The sequence below is a fragment of the Capnocytophaga sp. FDAARGOS_737 genome (assembly GCF_009730375.1).
In the GTDB taxonomy this organism is placed as follows: Bacteria; Bacteroidota; Bacteroidia; order Flavobacteriales; family Flavobacteriaceae; genus Capnocytophaga; species Capnocytophaga leadbetteri.
Genome location: NZ_CP046316.1, coordinates 2192592 through 2217208 on the forward strand (window position 1 = coordinate 2192592; position 24617 = coordinate 2217208).

The window sequence follows — 24617 nt, forward strand, 5'->3', positions numbered from 1 at the left end:
CATAAAGGCTGTACAGCGAATACTTGTACAGCCTTTATTATTTAGGTATTTTTATACTACAGTTTTTTCTTCACTGCCACCTCTTGGTAGGCTTCTATTACATCACCTTCGTGAATATCGTTGTAGTTCTTAATTTGCAATCCGCAGTCGTAACCTTTGCTCACTTCCTTCACATCGTCTTTGAAGCGTTTAAGCGAAGATAACTCTCCGGTGTAAATCACCACGTTATCGCGTATAAGTCTGATTTTAGAATTGCGATATATCTTACCGTCAGTCACCATACAGCCGGCTATCGTACCCACTTTCGATATCTTGAAGAGCTCGCGTATTTCTACTGTACCGGTTACTTCTTCCTTAAATACAGGCGATAACATACCCTCCATAGCGTCTTTAAGGTCGTTGATAGCATCATAGATAATTGAGTAAGTACGTATATCTATCGATTCTTTCTCTGCCAAAGCACGAGCGTTTGTCATCGGACGTACGTTGAAGCCTATGATGATAGCATCCGAAGCCGAAGCCAAGAGCACATCCGATTCGGTAATAGCACCCACTCCCTTGTGTATAATCGAGATTTGTATCTCTTCGGTAGAGAGTTTTTGGAATGAATCGGTAAGAGCTTCTACCGAACCATCTACGTCCCCTTTCAAAATGATGTTCAGCTGCTTAAAGTCGCCCAATGCTATACGTCTACCTATCTCATCTAAGGTGATGTGGCGTTGAGTGCGTACTGACTGTTCGCGCTGTAGTTGTGCGCGTTTAGCCACTATCTGTTTAGCTTCTTTTTCGTCTTCAAACACATAGAATTTATCACCCGCCTGCGGAGCGCCGTCTAAGCCCAAAATAGTGATAGGGGTAGAAGGCCCTGCTTCTTTCACTTTCTTGCCGCGCTCATCGTGCATAGCGCGTATTTTGCCCGAGTTAGTACCTGCTAGCACATAGTCTCCTACGTGCAGCGTACCGTTTTCTACCAGTACGGTCGATACATACCCGCGTCCTTTATCAAGAGCCGCTTCCACTACGGTACCGATAGCCGCCTTATTAGGGTTAGCTTTCAGTTCAAGTACCTCAGCTTCTAAAAGCACTTTTTCTAACAATTCTTGTACGCCAATACCTTTCTTAGCCGAAATGTCTTGCGACTGTATCTTACCGCCCCACTCTTCTACTAAAAGGTTCATACCCGCCAAGCGTTCTTTTATCTTGTCAGGGTTAGCGTTAGGTTTATCAATTTTGTTGATAGCAAAGATGATAGGCACACCCGCTGCCTGTGCGTGGCTGATAGCCTCTTTAGTTTGCGGCATCACATCGTCATCGGCAGCTACCACTATAATAGCGATGTCAGTAACCTTAGTACCACGAGCACGCATCGCCGTAAAGGCTTCGTGTCCTGGGGTATCGAGGAAAGTGATGCGTTCACCGCTCTCAAGTCTCACCCCATAAGCACCTATGTGCTGAGTGATACCTCCACTTTCGCCAGCTATCACATTTTCTTTTCGTATATAGTCTAATAGCGAGGTCTTACCGTGGTCTACGTGTCCCATTACCGTTACGATAGGCGCACGAGGTACCAAATCCTCTGGCTTATCTTCTTCTATATGTATAGCCTCTTCAATATTAGCAGTAGCAAATTCTACTTCGAAACCAAACTCGTCAGCCACTATGCTAAGCGTTTCAGCATCAAGGCGTTGGTTCATCGTCACCATAATACCAAGCGTCATACAAGCCCCTATAACCCTATTGATAGGCACATCCATCATCGTAGCCAACTCATTAACGGTTACGAACTCCGTTAGCTTCAAGATTTTCTCTTGTTGTTCTTGTTCTGCGAGTTCTTGTTCTACCTTTTGGCGGTGAGTTTCTCGTTTTTCTTTGCGGTATTTAGCCCCTTTTGATTTGGTAGTCTTGCCTTGTAGGCGTTCGAGGGTTTCGCGTACTTGCTTTTGTACCTCTTCTTCGGTAGGCTCTATTTTAGCGAATATTTTAGCTTTTTTCTCTTTCTTAGCGCTGTCGCCTTTGCCTGCTGCTGCGGCATTAGGCTCATCTTTGCGTATGCGTTTGCGTTTGCGTTTTTCGCTATCGTTAGCAGCGTTAGCAACAGTAGTTGTCTGAGCGTCTTTCTCTTTATCCTTACCTCTACTTCTCTTCTTCTTTTTCTTCTTTTTCTCAAACTGACTGAGGTCAATCTTCTCACCCACTACCTTCGGACCTGTAAGTTTTTGGTACTGAGTTTCAATGATTCCTATAGGAGCTTCGGGGGTGTATTCTTCTTTGTGCTTAAGAGCGTTTTCCTTTTTCTTAGGAGGGGCAACTGACTGAATGAGCGGGTTCTGATACACAGTTTTATTTTTCTGAGCAGCCTGATTGCGGTCTTTTTCCTTATCTTTTTTCTTGTCCTTTTCTTTACCCTCTTTGTGGTCTTTTTTAGCGGACAAATCAGAGGTTGGCGCTTCTTCTTTTTTAGCAGGAGCAGCAGCCGTAGGGGCATCAGTAGCCGTAGGGGTTACTGTCTCTGCAGGAGTAGGTGCCGGTGCAGCCACCGCTGGTTTCTCAGCAGCACTTTTACCACCATCTAAGTCTATTTTGCCCACAGGCTTCAGACCCGCTAAGTGTCCTTTGGCTTTAATAACCTCTCGTTCTTGCTGACGGCGTTTCTCTTGGTTCTCCTTCTCTTGCTCTATACGTATTGCCTCACGCTCTTTCCGTTTGTCTTCTACTATTTCTTTAGAAACGGCGCGCTTACTCTTATCTGCACTAAATTTGTTTAAAAGGAATTGATACGCCTCTTCTGAAATCTTAGTGTTAGGACTGGCATCAATCTCAATATTCTTATGCTTCTTGAGTTCTTCTGCTGCCGTACTCAAAGAGATGTTCACATCCTTCAAAACCTTGCTTATTCTTATTGTTTTTCCCTCGCTCATATATTTTTTTTAATAATTATCAATGATCAATTGCTAATCGTCAATTGTTTTCGCCCCCTTGTGTGAGACTTCAAAACAGGCAACCCTCTGCCCATCTCGCAATATTATTCAAATTCTTCAGCCAATACACGTTGTATTTCCTTTACAGTTTCCTCTTCAAGGTCAGTACGCGTCATTAGCTCTTCAGGGGTAAGCTCCAATACACTCTTAGCAGTGTCAAGCCCTGCATTGTGCAATTGCTCTATTATCCACCCCTCTATTTCATCGTCAAACTCAGTGAGTTCTATATCCTCATCGGTAATCCCTTCGCGATACACATCTATCTCATAGCCAGTTAGCTGACTTGCCAAGCGTATATTGTACCCCGACTTACCAATCGCTTTCGATACCTCTTCATTAGGCAAAAACACATCTGCGCGTTTCTCTTCTTCATTAAGGGTAACCGAAGTTACGTGCGCAGGAGCCAAAGCGCGAGTAATAAGCAGCGAAACATTGTTCGTAAACGGAATCACATCTATATTCTCATTGCCCAACTCGCGTACGATACCGTGTATACGAGCCCCGCGTACCCCTACGCAAGCCCCTACAGCATCAATGCGCTCGTCAAACGAATCAACCGCCACTTTAGCCTTTTCACCAGGTATACGCACCACCTTATTCACCGTGATGATACCATCGGCAATCTCAGGAATTTCTTGCTCAAAAAGGCGTTGCAAGAAAATAGGCGAGGTACGCGACATAATAATAGTAGGTTTCGTACTCTTAAGTTCTACCGATTCTATAATACCGCGCACGTGTTCCCCTTTCTTAAAGAAATCCGAAGGGATTTGCTTTTCCTTAGGAAGAATAATCTCATTGCCCTCATCGTCTAATAAGATGATAGCTTTGTGTCTAATATGGTGAATTTCAGCCACTACTATCTGTCCAATAAGGTCTTTAAATCTACGGTAGATAGTCGTGCTGTCGTATTCGTGAATTTTAGAAATCAAGTTTTGGCGTAGTGCCAAGATAGCACGTCTACCAAGGTCATTAATTTTAATTTCTTCTGAAACATCTTCACCTACTTCAAAGTCAGGTTCTATTTTTCTAGCTACCGATAGTGCAATTTCTTGGTTGTCATTGGTCACAGCACCATCTTCTACCACTATGCGGTTTCTGAATATTTGTAGGTCGCCTTTATCGGGGTTAATAATGATGTCGAAATTATCGTCAGAGCCGTATTTCTTTTTTAGGGTATTGCGAAAAACCTCTTCCAAAATAGCCATAAGGGTTTCGCGGTTAATCAGTTTGTCATCTTTAAACTCCGAGAAAGATTCGATTAATTCAAGACTATTCATATACGTTCAATTAAAATTTAATGATTACTTTAGCTTCTTTTATATCTGATAAGGCAAAAGAATGTTCTTTTTTCACTGTTATTTTGCCTTTGCCTACAGGTTTAGGCTCACGTGTTTCAGTTTCAAGGGTTACCACTCCGTCTGCTTCGCCTTTTAGCACCCCTTCTTGCACTTTGCCATCGGTAGTGGTTATTTGCACGGTTCTACCCACATTTTTAGCGTACTGACGAGGTAGCACAAAAGGTTCAGTAGCCCCAAACGAAGTTACTTCTAACGAAAAATCAGCCCCTTCAGCATCCAAAGGCGCTTCTACAGCCCTACTTAAGGCGATACAATCGTCAATTCCCACCCCGTTATCGCCGTCAATTACCACGGTGATAGCGTTGTCAGCCGACACTTTTAGGTCAGTGAGAAACAGCGTCGGAGTAGCTTCTAAGGCTTTGTCTACTAAGGCTTTAACTTGGTCTTTAAAATTCATTTTCTATAAAAAGAGGGGACTCAAACGTCCCCTCCAACAGTTAAAATTCGGTGCAAAGATACGAAGTTTTTTTGAAATAACAAGAAAAAACAGAAAAAAGGTTGCTCGCTATTGCAAGCAACCCTAATTTCTAATGTTAAAATTTTGCTAAAATCGTTAGCATCCCTTACTTTTGCAACACCTTTGAAAGTCAAAGGTGCCTATGCAAAACGGGCAGGTGTTTTGTGATAAATAAAGAGGAAAGTATGAATTTAAAGATACGATTTAGATTCAAACCCGTTTTTATCTTAATACAGATTTCTAAAAAGAAATTCTTGTTTAAAATCAGATATTAACGGGCAGGCAGCGGGAGGTCGCAACTCCTTGCTGCCTTTCTCTTTTTTATATCGCTGCAAAAGTACTACTATTTTTTGAAATACACAAAACTTTTTATTGAGGTGTCTATTTAGCTACATACTAATTGACTTTGGGAAACGGGAGAACCCTCTACAATTCTTTTCATTAATTTGTTAAAGATAGTATCTTTATTTTGTGAGCGATTGATTCTAAAACTATACTCAGCTAAATAGCGGTCTATATTAAACTCTGAAACCCAAGAATATATACCTCGTAATTTGCGACAGCAATATCCATCTTCCCACTTTAAAGAAGCTAGATATTCTTCGCAATCTAAGTCTGTTTTAAAGCGTTCAGTAAACTCTAAGAGGCTTTGTCCCTTAAATAATTCCATAACACATTAATTTTCAAAGTGCAAATATATAAAATTATTTAGACACCTCAATAGATTTTTATTATTGTTTTTTGTAAAAAGAAATAAAGATTATGACAAAAATTACTCTAAAGTTCTTTTTATTTTTACTGCCATTGTTACCTATATGGGGACAAACTCCTGCTACTGTCGTGCATTCTCAGGCAAATCTATACCAAGTGGATAGTTTGCCCTATCGCAGTGAACAGTTGGTTAAGGCTAATAAGGAGGTCATTAAGCGTACGCCTATCAAGACCATTATCAACCTGCGATATTTCACTCGTTCCAAAGATAGAAAGGAGTTCTACTTCACTGATGGGATTACCCTTATCAACCACCCACTACTTACTTGGCGTATCACCCTCAAGGATATCGCCCAAGTGCTACAACGTATTCGTAAGGCACAACAGCAAGGGGCAGTACTTATCCATTGCTACCATGGTGCTGATCGTACTGGGATTATGGTAGCTATGTATCGTATTATCTACCACGGCTGGAGTATCGCCGCAGCTAAAAAAGAAATGCTCCAAGGTACCTATGCCTATCATAGCATCTGGAAAAACTTGGAAGCACTATTTACTGAAGAGACTGTGAAGGAAGTAAGAGAACTTTTAAAGTGAAAAATGAAAAGTGAAAAACTCTAATCCTTTAAGACGCAATAAATTGAGTCTCTACCCTAACGCTGGTTAAGCTAATTCCTAACAAAACTGATTTTTGAAGAGACACAATTTATTGGTTTTTAAAATATTATTGCAATATTTTAGTATTTAAGACTATATTATAAAAATAGTATCAGAGTAGACTTTCAAAAAGAGAAATGAACTTTCCTAACCAATACCCAGCATCTTGTGGTCTTGTATCTAAATCTAAGATGTTTTCTTCTATTTTAGGAAATTCTTTGATATACACCTCCCTTGTCCATTCATATAGACGCGGATTACTTTTTGAACGTATAGCTGTAATTAGGATGTCATATCCATCCTTTTTATTCTCCTTATAAATATCCCGGAAAGTATTGATAACAGTCCTCATATCAGACCAAGAATTAAGAAAAACTCTTACATTTCTACCCTCTATATTCTTATTATAGATAGCCCAAAAATCTCTTTGGTAAGGAGAAGCATTTTCATTATTAGGATCAAGTTTCTTAAACTCTTCTACAAAACCATTTTGTAACAACCATTCATCAATTTTATTAGAAAGTCTTGTTTTACCACTATTACCCTTTCCTTGTAATAATATTACTTTCATATTCTTTAAATTTTTATTCATTCTCTATCTTTGGAACTTTAAATCTGTATACCTCTGGAAAATATTTAGACAATCCCAAATCATTTGTATTGAGTTCTAAATCACTTATAATGATATTATGAGTATTTTTATCTTTTAAAATATTAGCTACTATTTCATCTTTTCCAATATTCCAGTTTTTAAGATATGATTCATATAATTCTGTTTCATACATTTTACCTCCTATTTGTATTCTCTTTGGTAAAATATACCCTTCAAAAAATATAAAATCTCCAAAATCAAGACTATAGTTATAATAATAATCTGTTATACTACATTTAGTGGAAATATAATATTGCGCTGTATCTCTATCTATTCTCAGTATAGTAGGAAAAACTAAATTCGTATACCCTAAATCCTTTTTTTGATAGTTTAACTGATAATTTTTAGATATTCTAATTGTATATAATTCTGTATCTGCATCATATTTTATAGGTTCCATAAATATTGGTTCACTAACAAATTTTACAAATACTTCTTGAGCAATCATTTCTATAGCTTCTTTTATATATTGCATTCTTTCTTGATATTCTTCCGTCTTCTCAAATTCTCCTTTTTTTGTAAACTCTATAAATTCATCTTTTATTTCCTTTTTTATTCTGTCCCAATCTGTTGTTCCTATTAATTCTCTTTTAGTAATAGAACTCATTTTCTTTTTCTGAGTAACTATTTGTGCTGATATATCTGTAAAACAACCTATTAGGATTAATAGTAATAAATATTTTATCTTTTTCATATTCTTTTACTCATTATACCAAATTACTCTTGTAACTTTTCCAACTAATTTGCCTCCGTCATAAGCATATTTTGTCTTCCAATTTCCTTTTCCATCATAAGCATATTTGAATGTATATTCTACAAGTTCATAACCAAGTTGTCCTATTACAGAAATGACATTCCCTTTATCATCATATTTAAGTTCTACTTTATTTCCATCAGAAGACCATTCTGAAAGATTATTATTCTTATCATATTTGTAGTTATATACAAAAACACCTCCTTCCACGAGTTCTTGTATAGTTGCCTTCGTTAGGTTACCCCTTTCATCATATTCAAATCTAAATTCTCCACTTTCATCTTCTTCTCCATAATTTAATGAATAATCTCTAAATTTTTCAATTACAATATTTCCTTTGTTATCATATATGTATTTACTTTCCCAATCTATTTTGTATTCTTTTGACATATAGTCTTCTTTTAGAATATTTTTACCTATAATAATTCCTTTATCATTATACTTATATTCTATTATGGCATCTCCATATTCATCTGATGTTATTCGCCTTATTTCATTTGTTCCTTCATAAGTCATCTTAGCACCTTTATTTGCATATCCGCAATACTTTACATTGCCATTTTCATCAAAATCATAAGGAAATCCATCTTTTACTTGAGCTCTATAGCCTTCCCCTTGTGCATTTATTATATTATATGGGGAGGGTATATCGGGTATAGTCCCTTCAATAGTACTATAGAAATCCTTAAAAGGAACAGAATTAGGATAATGACCTTTAATATTAAACCTTTCCATATCCGATTTCTTATACTGTGCATTCACAAAGGTACTTCCTATTAGAAAGCTAACAACAATTATCAATATATGTTTCATTTATTTAAGTTTTTATATTTTTTATTTCTTGTTTTTATGGTTTTTCTCTTACTATTTTATCAAAATAACTATCTCTGTATGCAAATTTATAAAGATTTACACTATGTTTTGGCACATATACCTTTTTCAAAATTCCTTCTCTAAACGCCCCATTAATAAAAGGTGGTTTTTCTCCTTCAAACGTAATAGTTGTTAATTTTCTACAAGGATTAAAGCAATCTGAGCCAAGTTCTTCAACATTTTTAGGGATAACAAGATCTGACAATTCTTCACAAAAACTAAAGGCTAAAGATTCTATCTTTATCAGACTGTTAGGCAACCTAACAGAAGATAATGAACTACAATCCATAAAAGTCTCTTCTCGTATTACTGTTATTCCTTCAGGTATCTCTATACTTTCTAATTTAGAACATCCTTCAAAAGCTGATTCACCAATATCTATTAATCCTTTAGGAAATACTATAGATACCAATTTCTTTTTACCTGCAAAAGCTATTTTTCCTATAGCTGTAACATTCTTAAGAACTTTGTCTTTTTCCATATTTATAGAAACTGTCTCTTCGTTAAGCCATTTAACAAGCGTTTTTCCATCTTCACTTAGTTCATAATCATTAGGAGAAATATTACTCCCACAACTATTAATAGCCAATACTCCCAGCACTACTATTATTGTCAAAAAAATTCTTTTCATTTCTATTATTTATTTTGATTACTCTATATCAAAAAAAAGCAAACCTACTCACGAAAAAATTTCGTAAGCAGGTTTGCTTATGTCAAAAATTTTGTATACGCGCGTGCGTAAGCTGTGTTAGTTACAGTGCATAATAAGGGCTGGCTGGCTGGCTTGCTGGCTGGCTGGCTTGCTTGCTTGCTTGCTTGCTTGCTGGCTTGCTTGCTGGCTTGCTTGCTTGCTTGCTGGCTTGCTGGCTTGCTTGCTTGCTTGCTTGCTTGCTTGCTTGCTTGCTTGCTTGCTTGCTTGGACCCTATCATTTTGTGCTATAAAAATACTATTTTTCATAGTTTCAAGGTTATTTTTTGTTCAGAATTAACCTAATTGACAAGGCAAAATTACAAATAATTTTTTAAATAAACAAAATTTTTTAGAGATTATTTTTTAGCTCTTTTTCTTGTAAAGGTATTTTCTTACTTCATTGGTAGAAATAAAGAAATGTCCGTAACCTTTTTCTGTCAGACCTGAAATAAGTTTCTTGTCTAGTGACCATATTTTATGTTTGTATTGTAAATGAAAGGCAATGAAAGGAATATCGTCTACATATATATCTTTAGTTATTTTTTCTGCTTTTAATAGGTTTGCCTCCGTTATATCCTTAGAAGTAAGAATAACAAACTCTTTTAAAATATTATAGAATTCTGTTTTTTGAGGTATCTATTTAGCTACATACTAATTGACTTTGGAAAACGGGAGAACGTTCTACAATTCTTTTCACTAATTTGTTAAAGATAGTCTCTTTGCTTTGTGAGCGATTGATTCTAAAACTGTATTCCGCTAAATAGCGGTCTATATTAAACTCTGAAACCCAAGAATATATACCTCGTAATTTGCGACAGCAATACCCTTTTTCCCATTTTATGGAAGCTAAGTATTCTTCGCAATCTAAGTCTGTTTTAAAGCGTTCAGTAAACTCTAAGAAACTTTGTCCCTTAAATAATTCCATAATACATTAATTTTCAGAGTGCAAATATATGAAAATACTTTGGCACCTCAAACTTTTTATTTTCTCTTTTGAAAGAAAAGCAGAAAAACATACTATAGCCCCCTCCCCTTTACCTCCGATATACAAACAATACAGGAACGATATAGGAACGATATAGGATAAACAAAAAAAATAGCCAAAGTACAAATATCTACCAATCATCAAAAAAATAGAAAAAAAATAAATTAGAAAAAATTTGGAAGTTATAAAAATAAGTCGTACCTTTACCACGAAATTAATAACTAAAAAATAGAGTCTTATGAAAAACATCTTAGTAACCACCGATTTTTCTGAAAAGTCTATTGCCTCTTTACACGTAGCCATAGGCTTAGCTAAGCAACACAAATCTAAAATATACTTGCTACACGCCATCGAGTTACCTATACGATTGATGACCGAGAGCCAAGTATCTGTGCCCGAAGCGATGTACTTCCTCAACCTCACCAAGCAGCGTTTTGCCGACCTGCATAAAGAGTTAGAAACAGGAGTAGAAATCATCGACTTGGTAGAAACATCGCCACTTCCTGAAGCAGTAGGCGAGATAGTGAAAAAATTCAATATCGACCTTGTGTTTATGGGCTCTAATGGTGCCTCTGGGGCTAAGGAACTATTTATAGGCTCTAATGCCGAAAAGGTAATCCGCTCTGCCACTGTTCCGGTATTGGTTATCAAAAATCCGCACGAAAAACTAAAGATTAAGCACATTATGTTCGGCTGCGATTTCTCTAAGCGTTTCTTAAAACCTTTCGAGAAAGCAGTAGCCTTTGCTAAACTCTTCAACGCCAAGATTGATTTGGTGTATGTCAATACTCCATACCAGTTCCTCACCACTCACGAAATCAATCATCGTATGAAAGAGTTCCTCAGCGAGGCTAACCACGCGCGTCAGCATTTCGAAACCCACGTGTATAATGATATTAGGGTAGAAACCGGTATACTCAACTACGTAAAAGAGAACAAGATAGACCTTATCTGTATGTTCCCTAACGGGCGTAAAGGTATCGCACACTTCTTCAATGGCAGTATCAGTAGCGACCTCGTTAACCACTCCGATACCCCTGTACTTACTATCAAGTTAGAAAAGTAAACATCTTTACTTTTTAATAGGTTTTTACATTATCTTTGCCAAAGGTTATAGCACAACGCCCTATAAACTTTTGGCAAAGTTTTTTTGTGCGCACTGCTCCCTAAAACCCAGCAATGATTGCTACCTCCGATACTTTTTTATTTGTTTTATCTATAAATAAACACTACCTTTGCCCCGATTTTATAACAATTTTATGAAAATAAGAAATGCCTTTTTCTTACTATTTTCAGTTTTTGCAGTAAAATCTTTTGCACAAGCAGTAGAGCAGCAGAAAGATAGTGTACAAAATTTGGATGAAGTAGTAGTTTCGGCTCAACAAATATTAGGTAGTAAATTCCAAGCACGCAACCGAACGGGTTCAGCATATTATATTTCCCCCAAAGAAATCCAAAAAATGGGGTATACCGACATTAACCGTATGCTAAAAGCCGTACCGGGGGTAAATGTATATGAAGAAGACGGCTACGGGCTGCGCCCTAATATCAGTTTGCGAGGCACTAAGGCTGAACGAAGTGAGAAAATCACCCTAATGGAAGACGGCATTTTAGCCTCTCCTGCCCCTTATTCAGCTCCTGCTGCTTACTATTTCCCCAATGCGGCTCGTATGCAAGCGGTAGAAGTGGTTAAAGGTAGTAGTCAAGTGCAATATGGTCCTTTTACTACCGGAGGGGCTATCAATATGGTTTCAACAGCCATTCCTACTAAGTTTTTAGCAAAGCTAAACGCTACCTATGGCACTAATAACACCCTAAAAAGTCATATTAATATAGGTGATCAAAAGAAATATTTTGGCTATATGGTAGAATACCTACGCTACCAGTCTGATGGCTTCAAACATTTTGAAAACAAACAATACGCAGGCTTCAAGCGCAATGATTTAGTAGCTAAATTCAGAGTGAATACTGCTAAAACCGAAGGTGCCAATCACTCTTTCGAACTCAAAGCGGGTTATGCCGACGAAGATTCCAACGAAACCTATGTAGGGCTTACCAAAGCCGACTTTGCCCGAACGCCTTTCCTGCGTTATGTAGGCTCTCAAAAAGACCAACTCACTACTCGTCATTACCAATGGGTGGGCACCTATCTACTTCAATTCTCACCTCGTCTAAAATTTACTACAAATTTCTATTACAATACCTTTTTCCGCAATTGGTATAAACTCGAATCAGTAAAATATGGCACTTCGGCCAGCGAAAAGCGCACTATAGGGCAAATCCTCGCTGACCCCGAAACTAATGCCCCTTATTTCGATATACTTTCAGGCAAAACTGATAGCCGCGTATTCTATAACGATTACGAGCGGCTGAAGGACAACCCTGGTCTTTCTTTGCGGGCTAACTACCGCAATTATTTCTCTCGTGGGGTACAGACCAAAGCCGAATACAAAGCGATATGGGGTAATTGCTATTTAGACAACGAATGGGGGCTGCGCTATCACACCGATGAGGAAGACCGCAACCAGTGGGACGACCTCTACGCTATGAAAAACCAGCAAATGCAATTGCTTTGGAAAGGCGTACAAGGCAGTCAAGCCAACAAGATAACCCGTGCCAATGCCTTAGCGGCTTATTGGCTTTCTAAGGTGAGTTATAAAAAGCTAACTGTAACAGCAGGCTTGCGTTTCGAGCATATCGAGTTGTTAGAAAAAGACTATACCACTGCCGACACCCGCCGTACAGGACAAAAACGTATCGAAACTGGCAATATCGCCAACGCAGTAATTCCTAGTTTAGGGCTGCACTATAACCTCAGCGCTAGTTTATCGGCTTTTGCGGGCGTACATAAAGGCTTTTCACCTCCTGGGGTAAGCAAAGAAAAGCGCGTAATGGACAGAAATGGCAATATCACCCTGCTCACCGAAAACCAAAAGCCCGAAAGTAGCATCAATATCGAAGCTGGCTTGCGCATTAATAAACAGCAGTTTAAAACAGAATTAATAGGCTTTTACAATAACTACAGCAATATGCTGGGTAGCGACCTTGCGGCTATGGGCGGCACAGGAACGCTTGAGCAGTTCAACGTGGGTGAGGCTATTGTAAAAGGGGCTGAATTCATCGCACAATACCAGCCGTTCCCTGATGATGCTCCTCTAAAAACTCCCTTACAGCTTTCCTATACTTTCACCGATACCGAAATGAAAAACTCTTTCGAGAGCAACTCTTGGGGGCGAGTAGTGGCAGGCGATGAGATACCCTATATCAACCGCCATACGCTTAACCTAAGCATAGGAGCTACTTATAGCCGTTATGAGCTAAACATAGGTATTCGTTATAGTGGTGCTGTACGTACTGAACCCGGTCAGGGACTTATAGCTGAGCGCCAAAAAATACCCGCTTACACTATATTCGATGCTTCTGCAAAAGCCAAAATCAACAACTCTCTTACCCTAACAGTAAATACTATCAACCTCACTAATAAAACTTACTTAGTATCACGCCACCCATCAGGTTTGCGCGCAGGGCATCCGTTTGGTATTTTTGGTGGTATCATTTACAAAGTCAATTAACGATGAACAAACACTTATACATACTCCTTTTTTTCCTCGTAAGCCTATCTGCTAACGCCCAAACCTTTACCCTCAAAGGAACGGTAAAAGAAGCCAATGGCACTCCGCTCTTGGGGGCTACTGTGGTAGTAAAAGAATCGCATATAGGCACGAGCTCCGATATCGAGGGGCATTTCAGCATCAAGGCACAAGTAGGGCAAACGCTTGAGGTCAGCTATGTCGGAATGAAAACCCAACGCTTCAAAATCAAAGGGGAGAGCCTGCAAATCGTTCTCAAAGAAGAAGCGCAAGCCTTAGAGGGGGTAGTAGTTACGGGCTATCAGAAAATTCAAAACCGTGTATTTACAGGAGCTGCAGCTTCGGTGAAGATGGATAATATCAAAATGGAAGGCGTTGCCGATATATCGCGTATGCTCGAAGGGCGTGTAGCAGGGCTTTCTATCCAAAATGTAACGGGGTCTTTTGGCTCGGCACCGCGCATCAACATTCGTGGGGGGGCTTCTATCATAGGCAATGTACAGCCGCTTTGGGTAATCGATGGGGCTATCTATGAAGATTTAGTACCTCTAAGCCTCGACCAATTGGTTTCAGGTGATGCTGTTACCTTAGTAAGCTCTGCTATCGCCGGACTCAACGCTACTGATATAGACGATATACAAGTGCTCAAAGACGCGTCGGCTACCTCTATGTATGGTGCGCGTGCCCTCAATGGAGTTATTGTCATCACTACCAAATCGGGCAAACGCGATACCCCTAACCGCATTACTTATAGCTACGAACAGAGTTTTCGCACCATCCCTTCGTATAAAGACTTCGACCTGCTAAACTCTCAAGAAACGATGTCGCTCCTGCAAGAGATGAACAGCAAAGGCTATTTCAACCTGCAAAACACTCTCTACGGCAGGCGCAGTGGTATCTACTACCAATGGTATAAGGGGGTGAGTACCATTAACCCTAGTACCGGCAATTACTACTACCCCAATACGCCTGCGGCTCAGGCTGCTTTTATGAAAGAACGCGAATATGCCAATACCGATTGGTTCAAACATCTTTTTTCTATCAACCCCATACGCAGCCACACTATTACATTTAGTGGTGGGGGTAAAAACAGTACGAGTTATGCTTCGTTAGGCTATTATCACGATAGCGGCTGGACGATTACCGATAATGTAAAGCGTATCACCGCCAACCTCAAAAACACGTTCTATATCAACGACCAACTAAAAACTACCTTTACTGCAGTGGGCAACCTGCGCAGTCAGAAAGCCCCAGGTACCTTTGCACAACGCAAAAATACGGCAGTAGGTGCTTTCGAACGCGATTTCGACATCAACCCCTTTTCCTATGCTTTAGGCACTTCACGCACCTTACGACCTAAAGATGCCAACGGCAATTTAGAGTACTACCGCAACAACTGGGCGCCTTTCAATATTTTGGAGGAATACCGCAACAACTATATGAAGATTGATGTACTCGACTTCAAAATACAAGCCGAAGCCTCTTACAAGCTCAATCCGCACTTAGAGGCTACAGCCTTGGTATCGGCGCGCCAAGCACAAACACAATCTTCGCACTACATCACCGAAAAGTCTAATGTAGTAAGGGCTTTTCGTGCTAACGAAACACCTCAGGTAGCCAATGATAATATCTATTTGCTCAAAAATAAGGATAATCCTTTAGCACCTCCGCAAATAGCGCTTACCAATGGGGGTATTTTCAATAAAACTGAAACCTCTCTCAAAAGCTATATGGGGCGATTTGCTGTTGATTATCATCGTACTTTGCACGAGCACCACGACCTCAAAGCCTTTGGTTTTGCTGAAATCCGCTATGCCGACCGCACCGTTACGCCTTTCCAAGGCTATGGTATTCAGTACGACCGAGGCAATCAGGTGTTTACCAATCCGCTTATCTTTCAAAAGCTCCTCAATGAGGGCAATAACTACTTTTCTCTTACCGAAAAGTACGACCGAGGCATTACCTTTTCGGGCAGTGCCACTTATGGGTATAAGGGTAGATATATTGCCAATGCGGTACTGAACTACGAGGGGGCTAATACGGCCGGTCGTGGCACGCGCTCTCGTTGGTTACCTACGTGGAACGTGGGTGTGAAATGGAATATAGACCGCGAACCTTTTTTCAACAGCAAAAACATCAGTACCCTTGCCCTGAGAGCCAGCTATGGGCTTACTGCCAAGATGAACGAACAAGCGATAAACTCTTATAGTGTATTCCAAAACTATGTGCAAAACCACTATCGTTTTAGCGACAGAGAGAACGCTTTGCGTTTGCTACACTTAGAAAACCGCGACCTGACTTGGGAGAAGATGTACGAACTGAACCTCGGTATTGATGCGGGCTTTTTTGATAATCGCATCAGTATGTCGGTAGATATTTATCAGCGCAATTCATTCGACCTTATCGACCTAATTCGCACCTCGGGTATAGGTGGCGAGTACTACAAATACGCCAACTTTGGCGATATGCGCACTCGCGGTATAGAACTCTCTCTGAATACCAAAAACATACAGCAGAAAGATTTCCAATGGGCAACTACCCTCTCGTTCAGCTATATGAACCAAAAGATTACCCGTTTGCTCAACACCCCCAACACTTTCGATATGGTGTCGGGTACAGGGCGCGGCAATATTGTGGGTTATCCTAAAGGGTCTTTGTTTTCGTTCAACTATCAAGGGGTGAACCACCAAGGCTTACCTACTTTCGATTTTGGGTTATATCCTATGAACAACCGTGCCAATGCTAATGTGGTAGGCGCTGATTTTCTTGACACTCAGTACTCTAAATCTTACCTTATCTATCACGGCTCGGTAGAACCCAATGTTATTGCAGGGCTCTCTAATACCTTTACTTATAAAAATTGGGAAGCCTCTTTCTTTATCTCGGCTCAAGCGGGTAACAAAATCCGTCTCAACCCTACTTTTGATCCCGCTTTCGGCGATTTGAATGTCTTTTCTAAAGAATATTACAACCGCTGGCTGCACCCTTACGACGAACTCCGTACCGAAGTGCCCGCATTGCCTTCACAGAGTCTTATCAACCTCATTGGTAAAGAGAATATAGAGCACGCTTATAATACTTACAACTACTCTCAAAACCGTGTAGCCGATGGTAGCTTTGTGCGTATGAAGAGTATTTCAGTAGGCTATCGTGTACCCAAAAGCACCTTAGAGCACTATGGCATTAGCAGCCTTATTGTGCGAGCGCAAGCCACCAATCCGTTTCTTATCTATGCCGATAGCAAGCTCAACGGTCAAGACCCTGAGTATTACAAGTCTGGGGGCGTATCATTGCCTACCCCAAAACAATACACCCTATCATTCCAAATAGGTTTTTAGCCAATTAGCAGATGAATAGAATGAAATATTTAATTTACATAACCTCTTTGTTACTACTAAGTTGCAATTACTTAGACAAAGACCCCGATGCCTCTCTGAATGTCCCCCTCGATTCGGAAGAGAAAATAGCCGAGCTCCTCACTGGCGCTTACCCCGATGCGAGCTATTTCCCCTTTCTCGAAACGCGTACCGATAATGTAGCCGAACGCGAAAATGGTGTACATACCCGTTTGAATGAAGCGATGTACCGCTGGGAAGACGAAGACCAAGAAGACCTCGATGCGCCTTTGTTCTATTGGAATAGTTGCTACCGAGGCATTGCGCAAGCCAATAAAGCCTTAGAGTTATTGGCGCGTTACCCCAAAACCGAACGTGTAAAAGCACTCTATGGCGAGGCTTTCTTGCTCAGGGCTTATCTGCACTTTATGCTTGTGAATATTTGGGCAGAGCCCTACAAAGGCGAAGCCTCTAAAAATGATATGGGGATTCCCTATCTCACTACACCCGAGAAAAACGCTTTGGTGCAGTACAGCAGAGGTACAGTGTATGAGGTCTATCAGAAGATAGAAACAGACCTCAAGTTGGGTATAACTTTAGTAAGTGATGCTTATTATGCCAAACCTAAGTTTCATTTCAATAAGCGGGCTGCTTATGCCTTTGCTTCTCGCTTCTACCTATTTAAAGGCGAATGGCAAACCGTGATAGACTATGCTAACTATGTACTTACGCAACCTAAAACGCAGTTGCGCCACTGGAAAACAGCGTATTATGATGTATACGCTTTCAATAACCGCCCTTATCTCTACCAGCGTTATACCCAGCCCGAGGAAGAAGCCAACCTACTGATTACTACCGTACAATCGCGGTGGGCAAGAGAGCTACCTACAGCTAAGTACGGCTTTACCACCCAACTGATGAGCAATAGTGCTGCCTACTACACACCTGCTACCTCGCCTACTCCTGTGTATAATGGTATGTATATAGCCAAGTTTGATGAGCTGTCGCTATTTGGCAGTACCGGCAGCAAGCCTACTGATTTGTATGTATCAAACGTACTACTTACTACCGATGAGGTGATGCTCAACCGTATGGAAGCCTATGCAATGCTCAAAAACTACAATCAACTGCTTTTAGAATACCGCGAATATCAGAAAATAAAGTTCGATAACACTCGCAATATCACTGTTGAAGACCTTATTGCCTCTACCGATGACGATTATCGCAACTACTCGCCTTTCTACGGGCTTAGTATTCGTCAGTTAGGAGCTATCAAGAATATTGCCTTTTTGCGCCAATGGGAGTTTATGCATGAGGGAATGCGCTGGCTAGACATTAGGCGCTTTTACACCCCTGTAAATCGCACAAGCGAGCCCCTACAGAAAGAGGACTTGCGCAAAGTAATACAGCTCCCCATTGAAGCTATCAACCGCGGTTTGCCCGCTAACCCACGATGAAAATGAAAAAAATACTTTTTATATCATTCTTGCTCCTTATAGCAGCCTGCAAGAAAGAGAAACTCTCTACTGAGAGTGTAGTAGATACCGAAACCGCTCAGCAAGCCTATACCGATTTAGACAAGTGGATAGAAACCAATATTACCTTGCCTTATGGCATTGCGGTAGAATACCGTTGGGACAAGAACACTGCCCCTAAGGGCACCTATACCTACCCTCCTGAAGTGACCAAAGTAAAACCGGTACTCGAAACTATCAAATACCTATGGCTCGAACTCTATACCGAGGCGTCTTTAGGAGGTGCTAATTTCTGGAAAGGGAAAGCCCCCCTAAAAATATATCTTTACGGCGGCAAAAACATTGATGGCAACGGACAAGAGCTTATCAATAGCAGCGCGGTAGGTCGTGAGTTTCATTTGTATAACATAAATAATTTCGACCCACGCGATAAGGATAAGGTATATGTGCTGATGCGCATCGTGCATCACCAATTCGCCCGCTTATTAGGCGATGAGATATACCCTTACGACCGTCAGGCGTTTTTAAATATCAGCCAGAAAGACTACCGCGCGAGCTCTAACAAACAGCTGTACGGCTTCCCTAATGACGATACAGCTCTTTATGCCTTGCGTTATTACCCCAAAAAGCGTGATTTGAACAACTGCCATAATGCGCTGCCTTTTCAGTATTTCCAATCGCTTATTCAGTGCCAAGAGGCACACACCCAAGCTGGCATCGACGAAGAGTGCTATTATTGCAACTTTACCCAAAGCACCCCTAATCACTATGGTTTTATTACCTTTCAAGCAATGCTTTCTGCCGAAAGCGACTTTGCCGAGATGATAAGCGTACCCCTTACCAACCTCAATACCCAGATAGAGATAGCCAAAAATATAGCTAAAACCCCTATAGATAGCACTGACGAAGAAGCACAACGAGCAGCCCTATCGTATAATAACCTACTGAAAAAAGAAGCCTTCATAGCCGATTATTTCAACAAGAAAGTAGGATTCAGTCTCAAGCGCCTACAGCTCTTAAGCCTGCAGCGTATCAATCGCTTTAACAACCGATAAAAGCACATTTGTTATCTGAAAATGAATTTTTATATGAAATATCTTCTAACAACAGCACTCATTGCACTCCTTTTGGTTTCTTGCCATAAAGAACAGAATGCTTTTGAGCAATCGCCCTCTGAGCGTATGAAGCAGCAACGTACTGCCTTGCAAAACGAACTCACCGAGGCACCTTACGGGTGGAAAGTGCTCTACTTCCCTCGCACCGATTCATTGCTGTTTGCCACCCCTACCAAAGCTGAAAAACGAAGTGATTCGCGCTATGTAGAAAAACTACTAAACCAAGGTTTTGGTGGTTTCTATTTCCTGATGACTTTTCACAAAGACAATACCGTATCGATACAAGCCGACACGCATAGCCAAACAATACAAACTGCTAAAACTAGCGAGTACAACCTCAGCCAAGAAGCGCAGTTACAGCTGTCGTTCACTACCTACAACTACGTTCACCAACTGGTAAACAATCGCTTTCGTGCGGCTGCCGATTGGCTGTATGTAGGCAAGGACACCTTGCAAAATATAGTTTTTAAAACTGCCTCTTATGCTGACCCTGCACGCGAGTACATCGTATTTGAGAAACTCAAAACAGCTGAAGACAAACAACAGTTCTTGCAAAAAGCCTATAACAACCGAATCTTTTTTGAGCAAATGCAAAACCCTCAAATAGTGATTAAGCGAGGTAGCAAAATCTACTACCAAAGTGATGTATACCTAAAAGGCAATAGCTTTGGGCTCAATACACCTTTCTTAGAGGGCTTTGTCGCTAATAGGTATTACGTATTCGAGTACCGCACCAATCCGCAGGAAGACCCCTCTACGGGTAGATACAGAAGTCAGTTTATAGGGTCGGGCTATGTAGGTACCGAAAAAGGATTGACTTTTAGAGCAGGGCTGCGCTATAGCCATTCGCTCATTTTCTACGACTTTGTAAGACAAGGCAACCGCTTTGTGGCTGAGCACCGCGATAGCAAAGGGATTGCTACAGGCTACATTGCCGAAATCTTTGATAATTAATAGATTGACAAAATGAAATACATAAACAGTATTATTGCGCTTTTGCTGCTTATAGCCTGCAATAGCAAAGAAGAAGACCCCTCTGCTGAGGATTACCAAAAGCTATTCCCTTTCAAAGGAATTGAGAAACCTATGATTAATTATGAAGACCTTGTGCATAAGCAGTGCGACATCGAGCATTATGTGTATCCTACTGCCGAAGCACCACAAGAGGCACGTCAATACACTGTTACCCTCACTTATCAATGTAAGAAAGGCGAAGGCAACAGCCGCGACCCGCGTTACTACGTTTGTTATGTAAATGCTAACAAAGAGCGCGTGGTACTCAGTGCTACCACAACCAAACAAACGCTTACCTTTACCCTCGCATCTGGTTATCCGCTGTATCTCGGCGTGTATGGAGGAGGCGAAAGAGAGTCGCGTGTAAGTGCTCAACTTACCGCTGTAGATAGTCAGGGAGTGGTAAATGTGCCTACCCTACAGTACATAGCTGCTCAAAACACCGACGGCACTGATAATATAACGCCTTATTGCGAATACATAGTTTTACCTTAAGATGATGAAAACAAAACACATACTATCATACATTTCAGTGCTATTGATAACGATAGCTTGCCAAAAAGGTGAAGGCGAAACTGTAGAGACAGCTAATATCTTGCGCCCACAAGCCGATATACCCTACGCTTTCAGCAGGAATGGGCAATCGAGTGTTGATGAGCATACCGTTAGCCTATTGCGCGAACCTTTAGAAGTGATAGAAAGACGCTTATTAGCAGGTAGTATTTCAGACCTTACTTATACCGAAATACTACGTTATTATACCGAAGGTACTTCCTACGTAAAACCTGCTGACGAAATAGCCTCCTCACCTTTAGCAGCTACCGACCAAGTAAGAGAAGATATCCGAAATATCTTTCTCACTGCCAAAAGCATTCCACTACGCGAAGCCCAACAAGGCATTTCGGGCGATGCAGGCAGAAGGATAGGTGAGGCAGAACGCGTGTATGTAGATGAGAAAGGCATCGCCCCTGCTCAGCTGTTCATTCGCGCGATAGATGGGGCACTCTATTTAGATAAAATACTATTGTACCACTTAGACGAGCGTTTTTTCTCTGATGCTGCCCTGCGCCGCGAGCACCAAAATGTAGTCTTACCGGCTGGCGAAAACTACACCCAACTTGAGCACCACTGGGATTTGGCTTATGGGTACTTCTTGCATCTGCAATCGCTTACCCAATCTGATGGGGTAGCTGCCTTAGTTGGTGCGCAACGCAAAATTAACAATGCCTTTGTACAAGGGCGTATAGAGCTAGGGCGCTATCGCTATGAGGCTCTCTATGAGCAGCTGCGCATCATTCGCAAAGAACTCTCGAGAGTGATTGCCATTCGCACTATTCACACCCTTACAGGGGTAAACACTCTTGCCAATTATACCGAATCGCCTAAACAGGCTTTTAAATACCTATCGCAGGGCTATGGCTTTATATACGCTTTGCAATTCACCCGCAAACCCGATGGCTCTCTTTACTTCACTTACAATGAAGTAAAAGCCTTACAAAACCAACTCATAGCGGGTAGTGGTTTATGGAATAGGTCTCGTTTGTTAGCGCCTGCCGAGATAGTAGGTTCGCTTAAAAACATTGCACAACAAATAGCAGAACGTTACGAACTATGATGAAAAATATACTCTTATGCCTCTTTGCAATAGCACTATGCGCCTGCGAAGACAAGAATGACAGCTCTGCCCCTATCAAAGTAGGCACAGATAGCTCTTCGCTTACCGAGCTAACATTGCACCCCCAAAGCAGGCACGACCTTTTGCTATCAGGGGGCAATCATAAGTATACGGTAAACGTAGCCAACAGTCGTTTGGCAAGTGCTTCTATCAGTCAGGATACGCTAAAGATAACAAGTTATCAGGAGCAAGGCACTACCTTTGCCATTATCCACTCTCACGACCAAAGCGCACGCTTAGAGATTAGGGTAATACCTAACGAGCTTAACTTTACGGCTTCGGAAGTAACCCTTGCCCCTACTGACATCAATAAGACCATACGCTTAGGAGGTGGCGATGTAGTGAGCCTGACCTCTACTGACCCTGATGAGATAATAAAAGCTACTTGGCAGGGCAATAATGGCATTATAGAAATTAGAGGCAAAGCTGAAGGAGTAGCAACGCTTACGGCTACCTCAGCGGGGCTCGCCCCAAAAGAACTTAGGGTAAAGGTACGCTGTATAGACGAGAAAGGCTTTCTGAATCAGTTAGGGGTATACCACAATACCAGCAGGTCGCTCAGCCAAGCTATCAACCCAGCGCGTATTGTTAAAAACCCTACCACAGGCACTTTCTTTTCGGGGCGTGCTAACGTTAATGCCCTTAATAATTGGTATTATAAAGTCCCCCCTATTGAGCGCCCTGTAGAAGGCACTCATATCAACCTACTTATTGAGTACAAAAGGTTCGGAGGGGTAGCTACTCGCGAAAACCTTAAGTTTTATGTAGAAGAAGTCCGCACAGCTACCCAAGAAGTAGTCTTGCGCGGTAAAACCCTGAAAATAGTAGTACCTTATTACAATTAGTAATTAATTTTAATTTATATATTTTTTATGAAAAACCTCAGATTTTTAACCGTAGGGCTTGCTTTGATAGCCCTCCTTTTTACAGCTTGTAAAAAAGATGACAATGGTGCTGACGAACAAGCTCCTAAACAACTTACCTTAGAGAAATCGGCAGTAACCGTAAAACTAACTGAAAGCGCTATAGTGCGCATCACTTCAGGCAATGGCGACTATAAAGTAGAGAGTGCTGATAAAAGCATTGCTACTGCTGCTATTGAGCAAACCAATGTGAAAATAACCGCTGTTGCTGAAGGACAAACTACCCTAACAGTAGCTGATGTTAAAGGGCAAAAAGCTACTATAGCTGTAACGATAGAAAGTAACATCGCCCCTAGTGAAAGACTTTCTGTAGAAAATAAGGAGTTAAACCTTGTAAATGGAGAAGATAAAGTAAATAGAATTTTAAATGCTAAAAACAAAGGTGCACGTCTTTCTTTTACTATCACTCCTGCAGGTAGCGTTACCATTACAGTAGAAGACCGCATTGTAAACGGCACTCCAGAGGGTGAAAACCTACGTATAAAAGCCCTTAGTGTAGGTACTGCACAAGTATCTGTAAAAGATAATGCTGATAACCAGACTACTACTTTTAAAGTAATCGTTAGCGCTGCTGAGCTGACAGTAGCTAAAACTGACGCCGAAGTAGAAGCTGAAGCAACTACTGAAATCCGTATTAACACCGGTAACCCTGATTATACTGTTACTTCTTCAGCAGCTACTATAGCTACAGCCGAAGTAAAAGATGGCACTCGTATTAATCACTTAGATACTCCTCACAAAGCTATCTTCATCAAAGGATTAGCTGCTGGTACGGCTACTATCACCCTAAAGGATAGTCAAAATAAAACTATAGCTATCGCTGTAACAGTAAAAGCTAAAAACGATATTTTTGAAGTAGATGGCAGTGGTGTAGTAACACTAAAAGCAGGGGCTACTGCTAAAGGAGCAATCACTATCCCAACAAATGCTACAGCAGTAGGACAAGCTCTTTTTAGATCGAATTTAGCTGTTACTTCTGTAAATTTTAGTAATGTTATTAAAATAGGAGCAAGTGCTTGCTTTGGTACTACTAATCTTACATCAATTACCTTAAACAAAGTAGAAGAAATAGAAGCTACGGCTTTTGCAAATTCAGGACTTACAGAACTTACTTTACCTGCTACCATAAAAACTATAGCACGTACGGCATTTGCGAACTGCAAAGGACTAACAAAAGTAACTGTGAAAGCTACAACTCCTCCTACGGTACAAGCTAATACTTTTAACGGCATTAATGCTAATGCAGTACTTTATGTACCTAAAGGGAAAAAGGCTGACTATGAAGCGCAAGCAAACTGGAAAAGCAAATTCAAAGAAATTAGAGAACTCAATTAATTTGAGTTTAATATAACAACATCATCAACTTTGCCAGAA

At 40.7% G+C, this 24617-nt stretch carries 21 protein-coding genes and 1 pseudogene; 11 read left to right on the forward strand and 11 right to left on the reverse strand.

Annotated features, from left to right (window positions below; translation table 11 throughout):
* Nucleotides 1-56: 56 nt before the first annotated feature.
* The 4 genes from infB to FOC45_RS09620 all read right to left on the reverse strand — a co-directional run bounded on the left by infB (nucleotide 57) and on the right by FOC45_RS09620 (nucleotide 5463).
* Complete coding sequence (gene infB, locus FOC45_RS09605; protein ID WP_009389519.1) at nucleotides 57-2918, reverse strand: translation initiation factor IF-2; 2862 nt, start codon at nucleotides 2916-2918, stop codon at nucleotides 57-59.
* Nucleotides 2919-3022: 104 nt separating this feature from the next.
* The gene (gene nusA, locus FOC45_RS09610) at nucleotides 3023-4255 is read right to left on the reverse strand and encodes a transcription termination factor NusA (protein ID WP_009389520.1); all 1233 of its coding nucleotides are present in this window, start codon (nucleotides 4253-4255) and stop codon (nucleotides 3023-3025) included.
* 10 nt (nucleotides 4256-4265) lie between these two features.
* Nucleotides 4266-4733, reverse strand: a complete 468-nt coding sequence (rimP, locus tag FOC45_RS09615) for a ribosome assembly cofactor RimP (protein WP_009389521.1) — start codon at nucleotides 4731-4733, stop codon at nucleotides 4266-4268.
* Nucleotides 4734-5178: 445 nt separating this feature from the next.
* Nucleotides 5179-5463, reverse strand: coding sequence for a hypothetical protein (locus tag FOC45_RS09620; RefSeq protein ID WP_034539294.1), 285 nt, complete (start codon nucleotides 5461-5463; stop codon nucleotides 5179-5181).
* A 92-nt stretch (nucleotides 5464-5555) separates the two neighbouring features.
* On the opposite strand from FOC45_RS09620, the gene FOC45_RS09625 reads away from it, so the two are divergent.
* Nucleotides 5556-6101: a tyrosine-protein phosphatase gene (locus FOC45_RS09625; protein ID WP_009389522.1), complete on the forward strand. Its 546-nt coding sequence runs from the start codon at nucleotides 5556-5558 to the stop codon at nucleotides 6099-6101.
* A gap of 172 nt (nucleotides 6102-6273) precedes the next feature.
* Here FOC45_RS09625 and FOC45_RS09630 read toward each other — a convergent pair whose 3' ends face one another.
* From FOC45_RS09630 to FOC45_RS12250, 7 genes and pseudogenes are all read right to left on the reverse strand, one after another.
* Nucleotides 6274-6732, reverse strand: a complete 459-nt coding sequence (locus FOC45_RS09630; protein WP_034539352.1) for a hypothetical protein — start codon at nucleotides 6730-6732, stop codon at nucleotides 6274-6276.
* A 13-nt stretch (nucleotides 6733-6745) separates the two neighbouring features.
* Nucleotides 6746-7507, reverse strand: a complete 762-nt coding sequence (locus FOC45_RS09635) for a hypothetical protein (protein ID WP_009389524.1) — start codon at nucleotides 7505-7507, stop codon at nucleotides 6746-6748.
* A gap of 6 nt (nucleotides 7508-7513) precedes the next feature.
* Entirely contained in the window at nucleotides 7514-8380 is an 867-nt protein-coding gene (locus FOC45_RS09640) for a hypothetical protein (protein WP_009389525.1), read from the reverse strand.
* Between the two features lie 34 nt (nucleotides 8381-8414).
* Entirely contained in the window at nucleotides 8415-9071 is a 657-nt protein-coding gene (locus tag FOC45_RS09645) for a leucine-rich repeat domain-containing protein (RefSeq protein ID WP_009389526.1), read from the reverse strand.
* A 117-nt stretch (nucleotides 9072-9188) separates the two neighbouring features.
* The gene (locus tag FOC45_RS09650) at nucleotides 9189-9398 is read right to left on the reverse strand and encodes a hypothetical protein (RefSeq protein ID WP_155846661.1); all 210 of its coding nucleotides are present in this window, start codon (nucleotides 9396-9398) and stop codon (nucleotides 9189-9191) included.
* A 96-nt stretch (nucleotides 9399-9494) separates the two neighbouring features.
* Entirely contained in the window at nucleotides 9495-9767 is a 273-nt protein-coding gene (locus FOC45_RS09655; protein WP_084063406.1) for a PIN domain-containing protein, read from the reverse strand.
* A 4-nt stretch (nucleotides 9768-9771) separates the two neighbouring features.
* Nucleotides 9772-9939 (reverse strand): annotated as a pseudogene (locus tag FOC45_RS12250) (IS1595 family transposase); the annotation flags it as partial.
* 415 nt (nucleotides 9940-10354) lie between these two features.
* Between FOC45_RS12250 and FOC45_RS09665 the strand changes: the two are divergent.
* The 10 genes from FOC45_RS09665 to FOC45_RS09710 all read left to right on the forward strand — a co-directional run bounded on the left by FOC45_RS09665 (nucleotide 10355) and on the right by FOC45_RS09710 (nucleotide 24578).
* Nucleotides 10355-11182, forward strand: a complete 828-nt coding sequence (locus FOC45_RS09665) for a universal stress protein (protein ID WP_009389528.1) — start codon at nucleotides 10355-10357, stop codon at nucleotides 11180-11182.
* Nucleotides 11183-11375: 193 nt separating this feature from the next.
* A complete protein-coding gene (locus FOC45_RS09670) occupies nucleotides 11376-13688 on the forward strand; it encodes a TonB-dependent receptor domain-containing protein (protein WP_009389529.1) in 2313 nt (770 codons plus the stop codon).
* A gap of 2 nt (nucleotides 13689-13690) precedes the next feature.
* Nucleotides 13691-17044 carry a SusC/RagA family TonB-linked outer membrane protein gene (locus FOC45_RS09675; RefSeq protein WP_009389530.1) on the forward strand — a complete coding sequence of 1118 codons (3354 nt, stop codon included), beginning with the start codon at nucleotides 13691-13693 and terminating at the stop codon, nucleotides 17042-17044.
* Between the two features lie 20 nt (nucleotides 17045-17064).
* Nucleotides 17065-18498 (forward strand): RagB/SusD family nutrient uptake outer membrane protein, encoded by a 1434-nt coding sequence (locus FOC45_RS09680; protein ID WP_034539282.1) that lies wholly within the window; start codon nucleotides 17065-17067, stop codon nucleotides 18496-18498.
* Nucleotides 18495-19571, forward strand: a complete 1077-nt coding sequence (locus tag FOC45_RS09685) for a putative zinc-binding metallopeptidase (RefSeq protein WP_009389532.1) — start codon at nucleotides 18495-18497, stop codon at nucleotides 19569-19571. The genes FOC45_RS09680 and FOC45_RS09685 overlap by 4 nt, the downstream gene beginning before the upstream one ends.
* A gap of 33 nt (nucleotides 19572-19604) precedes the next feature.
* Nucleotides 19605-20585 (forward strand): DUF4302 domain-containing protein, encoded by a 981-nt coding sequence (locus tag FOC45_RS09690; protein WP_034539281.1) that lies wholly within the window; start codon nucleotides 19605-19607, stop codon nucleotides 20583-20585.
* Nucleotides 20586-20597: 12 nt separating this feature from the next.
* Complete coding sequence (locus FOC45_RS09695; RefSeq protein ID WP_009389534.1) at nucleotides 20598-21140, forward strand: hypothetical protein; 543 nt, start codon at nucleotides 20598-20600, stop codon at nucleotides 21138-21140.
* 4 nt (nucleotides 21141-21144) lie between these two features.
* Complete coding sequence (locus FOC45_RS09700; protein ID WP_034539346.1) at nucleotides 21145-22260, forward strand: DUF4856 domain-containing protein; 1116 nt, start codon at nucleotides 21145-21147, stop codon at nucleotides 22258-22260.
* Nucleotides 22257-23165: a hypothetical protein gene (locus FOC45_RS09705; RefSeq protein ID WP_009389536.1), complete on the forward strand. Its 909-nt coding sequence runs from the start codon at nucleotides 22257-22259 to the stop codon at nucleotides 23163-23165. The genes FOC45_RS09700 and FOC45_RS09705 overlap by 4 nt, the downstream gene beginning before the upstream one ends.
* A gap of 27 nt (nucleotides 23166-23192) precedes the next feature.
* On the forward strand, nucleotides 23193-24578 hold the full coding sequence (locus tag FOC45_RS09710; protein ID WP_009389537.1) for a leucine-rich repeat domain-containing protein: 1386 nt from the start codon (nucleotides 23193-23195) through the stop codon (nucleotides 24576-24578).
* Nucleotides 24579-24617: the final 39 nt, after the last annotated feature.

Coding starts and splice junctions, on each gene's coding strand:
- infB (WP_009389519.1), bottom strand. CDS start 2,918: ATGAGCGAGGGAAAAACAATAAGAATAAGCAAGGTTTTGAAGGATGTG.
- nusA (WP_009389520.1), bottom strand. CDS start 4,255: ATGAATAGTCTTGAATTAATCGAATCTTTCTCGGAGTTTAAAGATGAC.
- rimP (WP_009389521.1), bottom strand. CDS start 4,733: ATGAATTTTAAAGACCAAGTTAAAGCCTTAGTAGACAAAGCCTTAGAA.
- FOC45_RS09620 (WP_034539294.1), bottom strand. CDS start 5,463: ATGGAATTATTTAAGGGACAAAGCCTCTTAGAGTTTACTGAACGCTTT.
- FOC45_RS09625 (WP_009389522.1), top strand. CDS start 5,556: ATGACAAAAATTACTCTAAAGTTCTTTTTATTTTTACTGCCATTGTTA.
- FOC45_RS09630 (WP_034539352.1), bottom strand. CDS start 6,732: ATGAAAGTAATATTATTACAAGGAAAGGGTAATAGTGGTAAAACAAGA.
- FOC45_RS09635 (WP_009389524.1), bottom strand. CDS start 7,507: ATGAAAAAGATAAAATATTTATTACTATTAATCCTAATAGGTTGTTTT.
- FOC45_RS09640 (WP_009389525.1), bottom strand. CDS start 8,380: ATGAAACATATATTGATAATTGTTGTTAGCTTTCTAATAGGAAGTACC.
- FOC45_RS09645 (WP_009389526.1), bottom strand. CDS start 9,071: ATGAAAAGAATTTTTTTGACAATAATAGTAGTGCTGGGAGTATTGGCT.
- FOC45_RS09650 (WP_155846661.1), bottom strand. CDS start 9,398: ATGAAAAATAGTATTTTTATAGCACAAAATGATAGGGTCCAAGCAAGC.
- FOC45_RS09665 (WP_009389528.1), top strand. CDS start 10,355: ATGAAAAACATCTTAGTAACCACCGATTTTTCTGAAAAGTCTATTGCC.
- FOC45_RS09670 (WP_009389529.1), top strand. CDS start 11,376: ATGAAAATAAGAAATGCCTTTTTCTTACTATTTTCAGTTTTTGCAGTA.
- FOC45_RS09675 (WP_009389530.1), top strand. CDS start 13,691: ATGAACAAACACTTATACATACTCCTTTTTTTCCTCGTAAGCCTATCT.
- FOC45_RS09680 (WP_034539282.1), top strand. CDS start 17,065: ATGAAATATTTAATTTACATAACCTCTTTGTTACTACTAAGTTGCAAT.
- FOC45_RS09685 (WP_009389532.1), top strand. CDS start 18,495: ATGAAAATGAAAAAAATACTTTTTATATCATTCTTGCTCCTTATAGCA.
- FOC45_RS09690 (WP_034539281.1), top strand. CDS start 19,605: ATGAAATATCTTCTAACAACAGCACTCATTGCACTCCTTTTGGTTTCT.
- FOC45_RS09695 (WP_009389534.1), top strand. CDS start 20,598: ATGAAATACATAAACAGTATTATTGCGCTTTTGCTGCTTATAGCCTGC.
- FOC45_RS09700 (WP_034539346.1), top strand. CDS start 21,145: ATGAAAACAAAACACATACTATCATACATTTCAGTGCTATTGATAACG.
- FOC45_RS09705 (WP_009389536.1), top strand. CDS start 22,257: ATGATGAAAAATATACTCTTATGCCTCTTTGCAATAGCACTATGCGCC.
- FOC45_RS09710 (WP_009389537.1), top strand. CDS start 23,193: ATGAAAAACCTCAGATTTTTAACCGTAGGGCTTGCTTTGATAGCCCTC.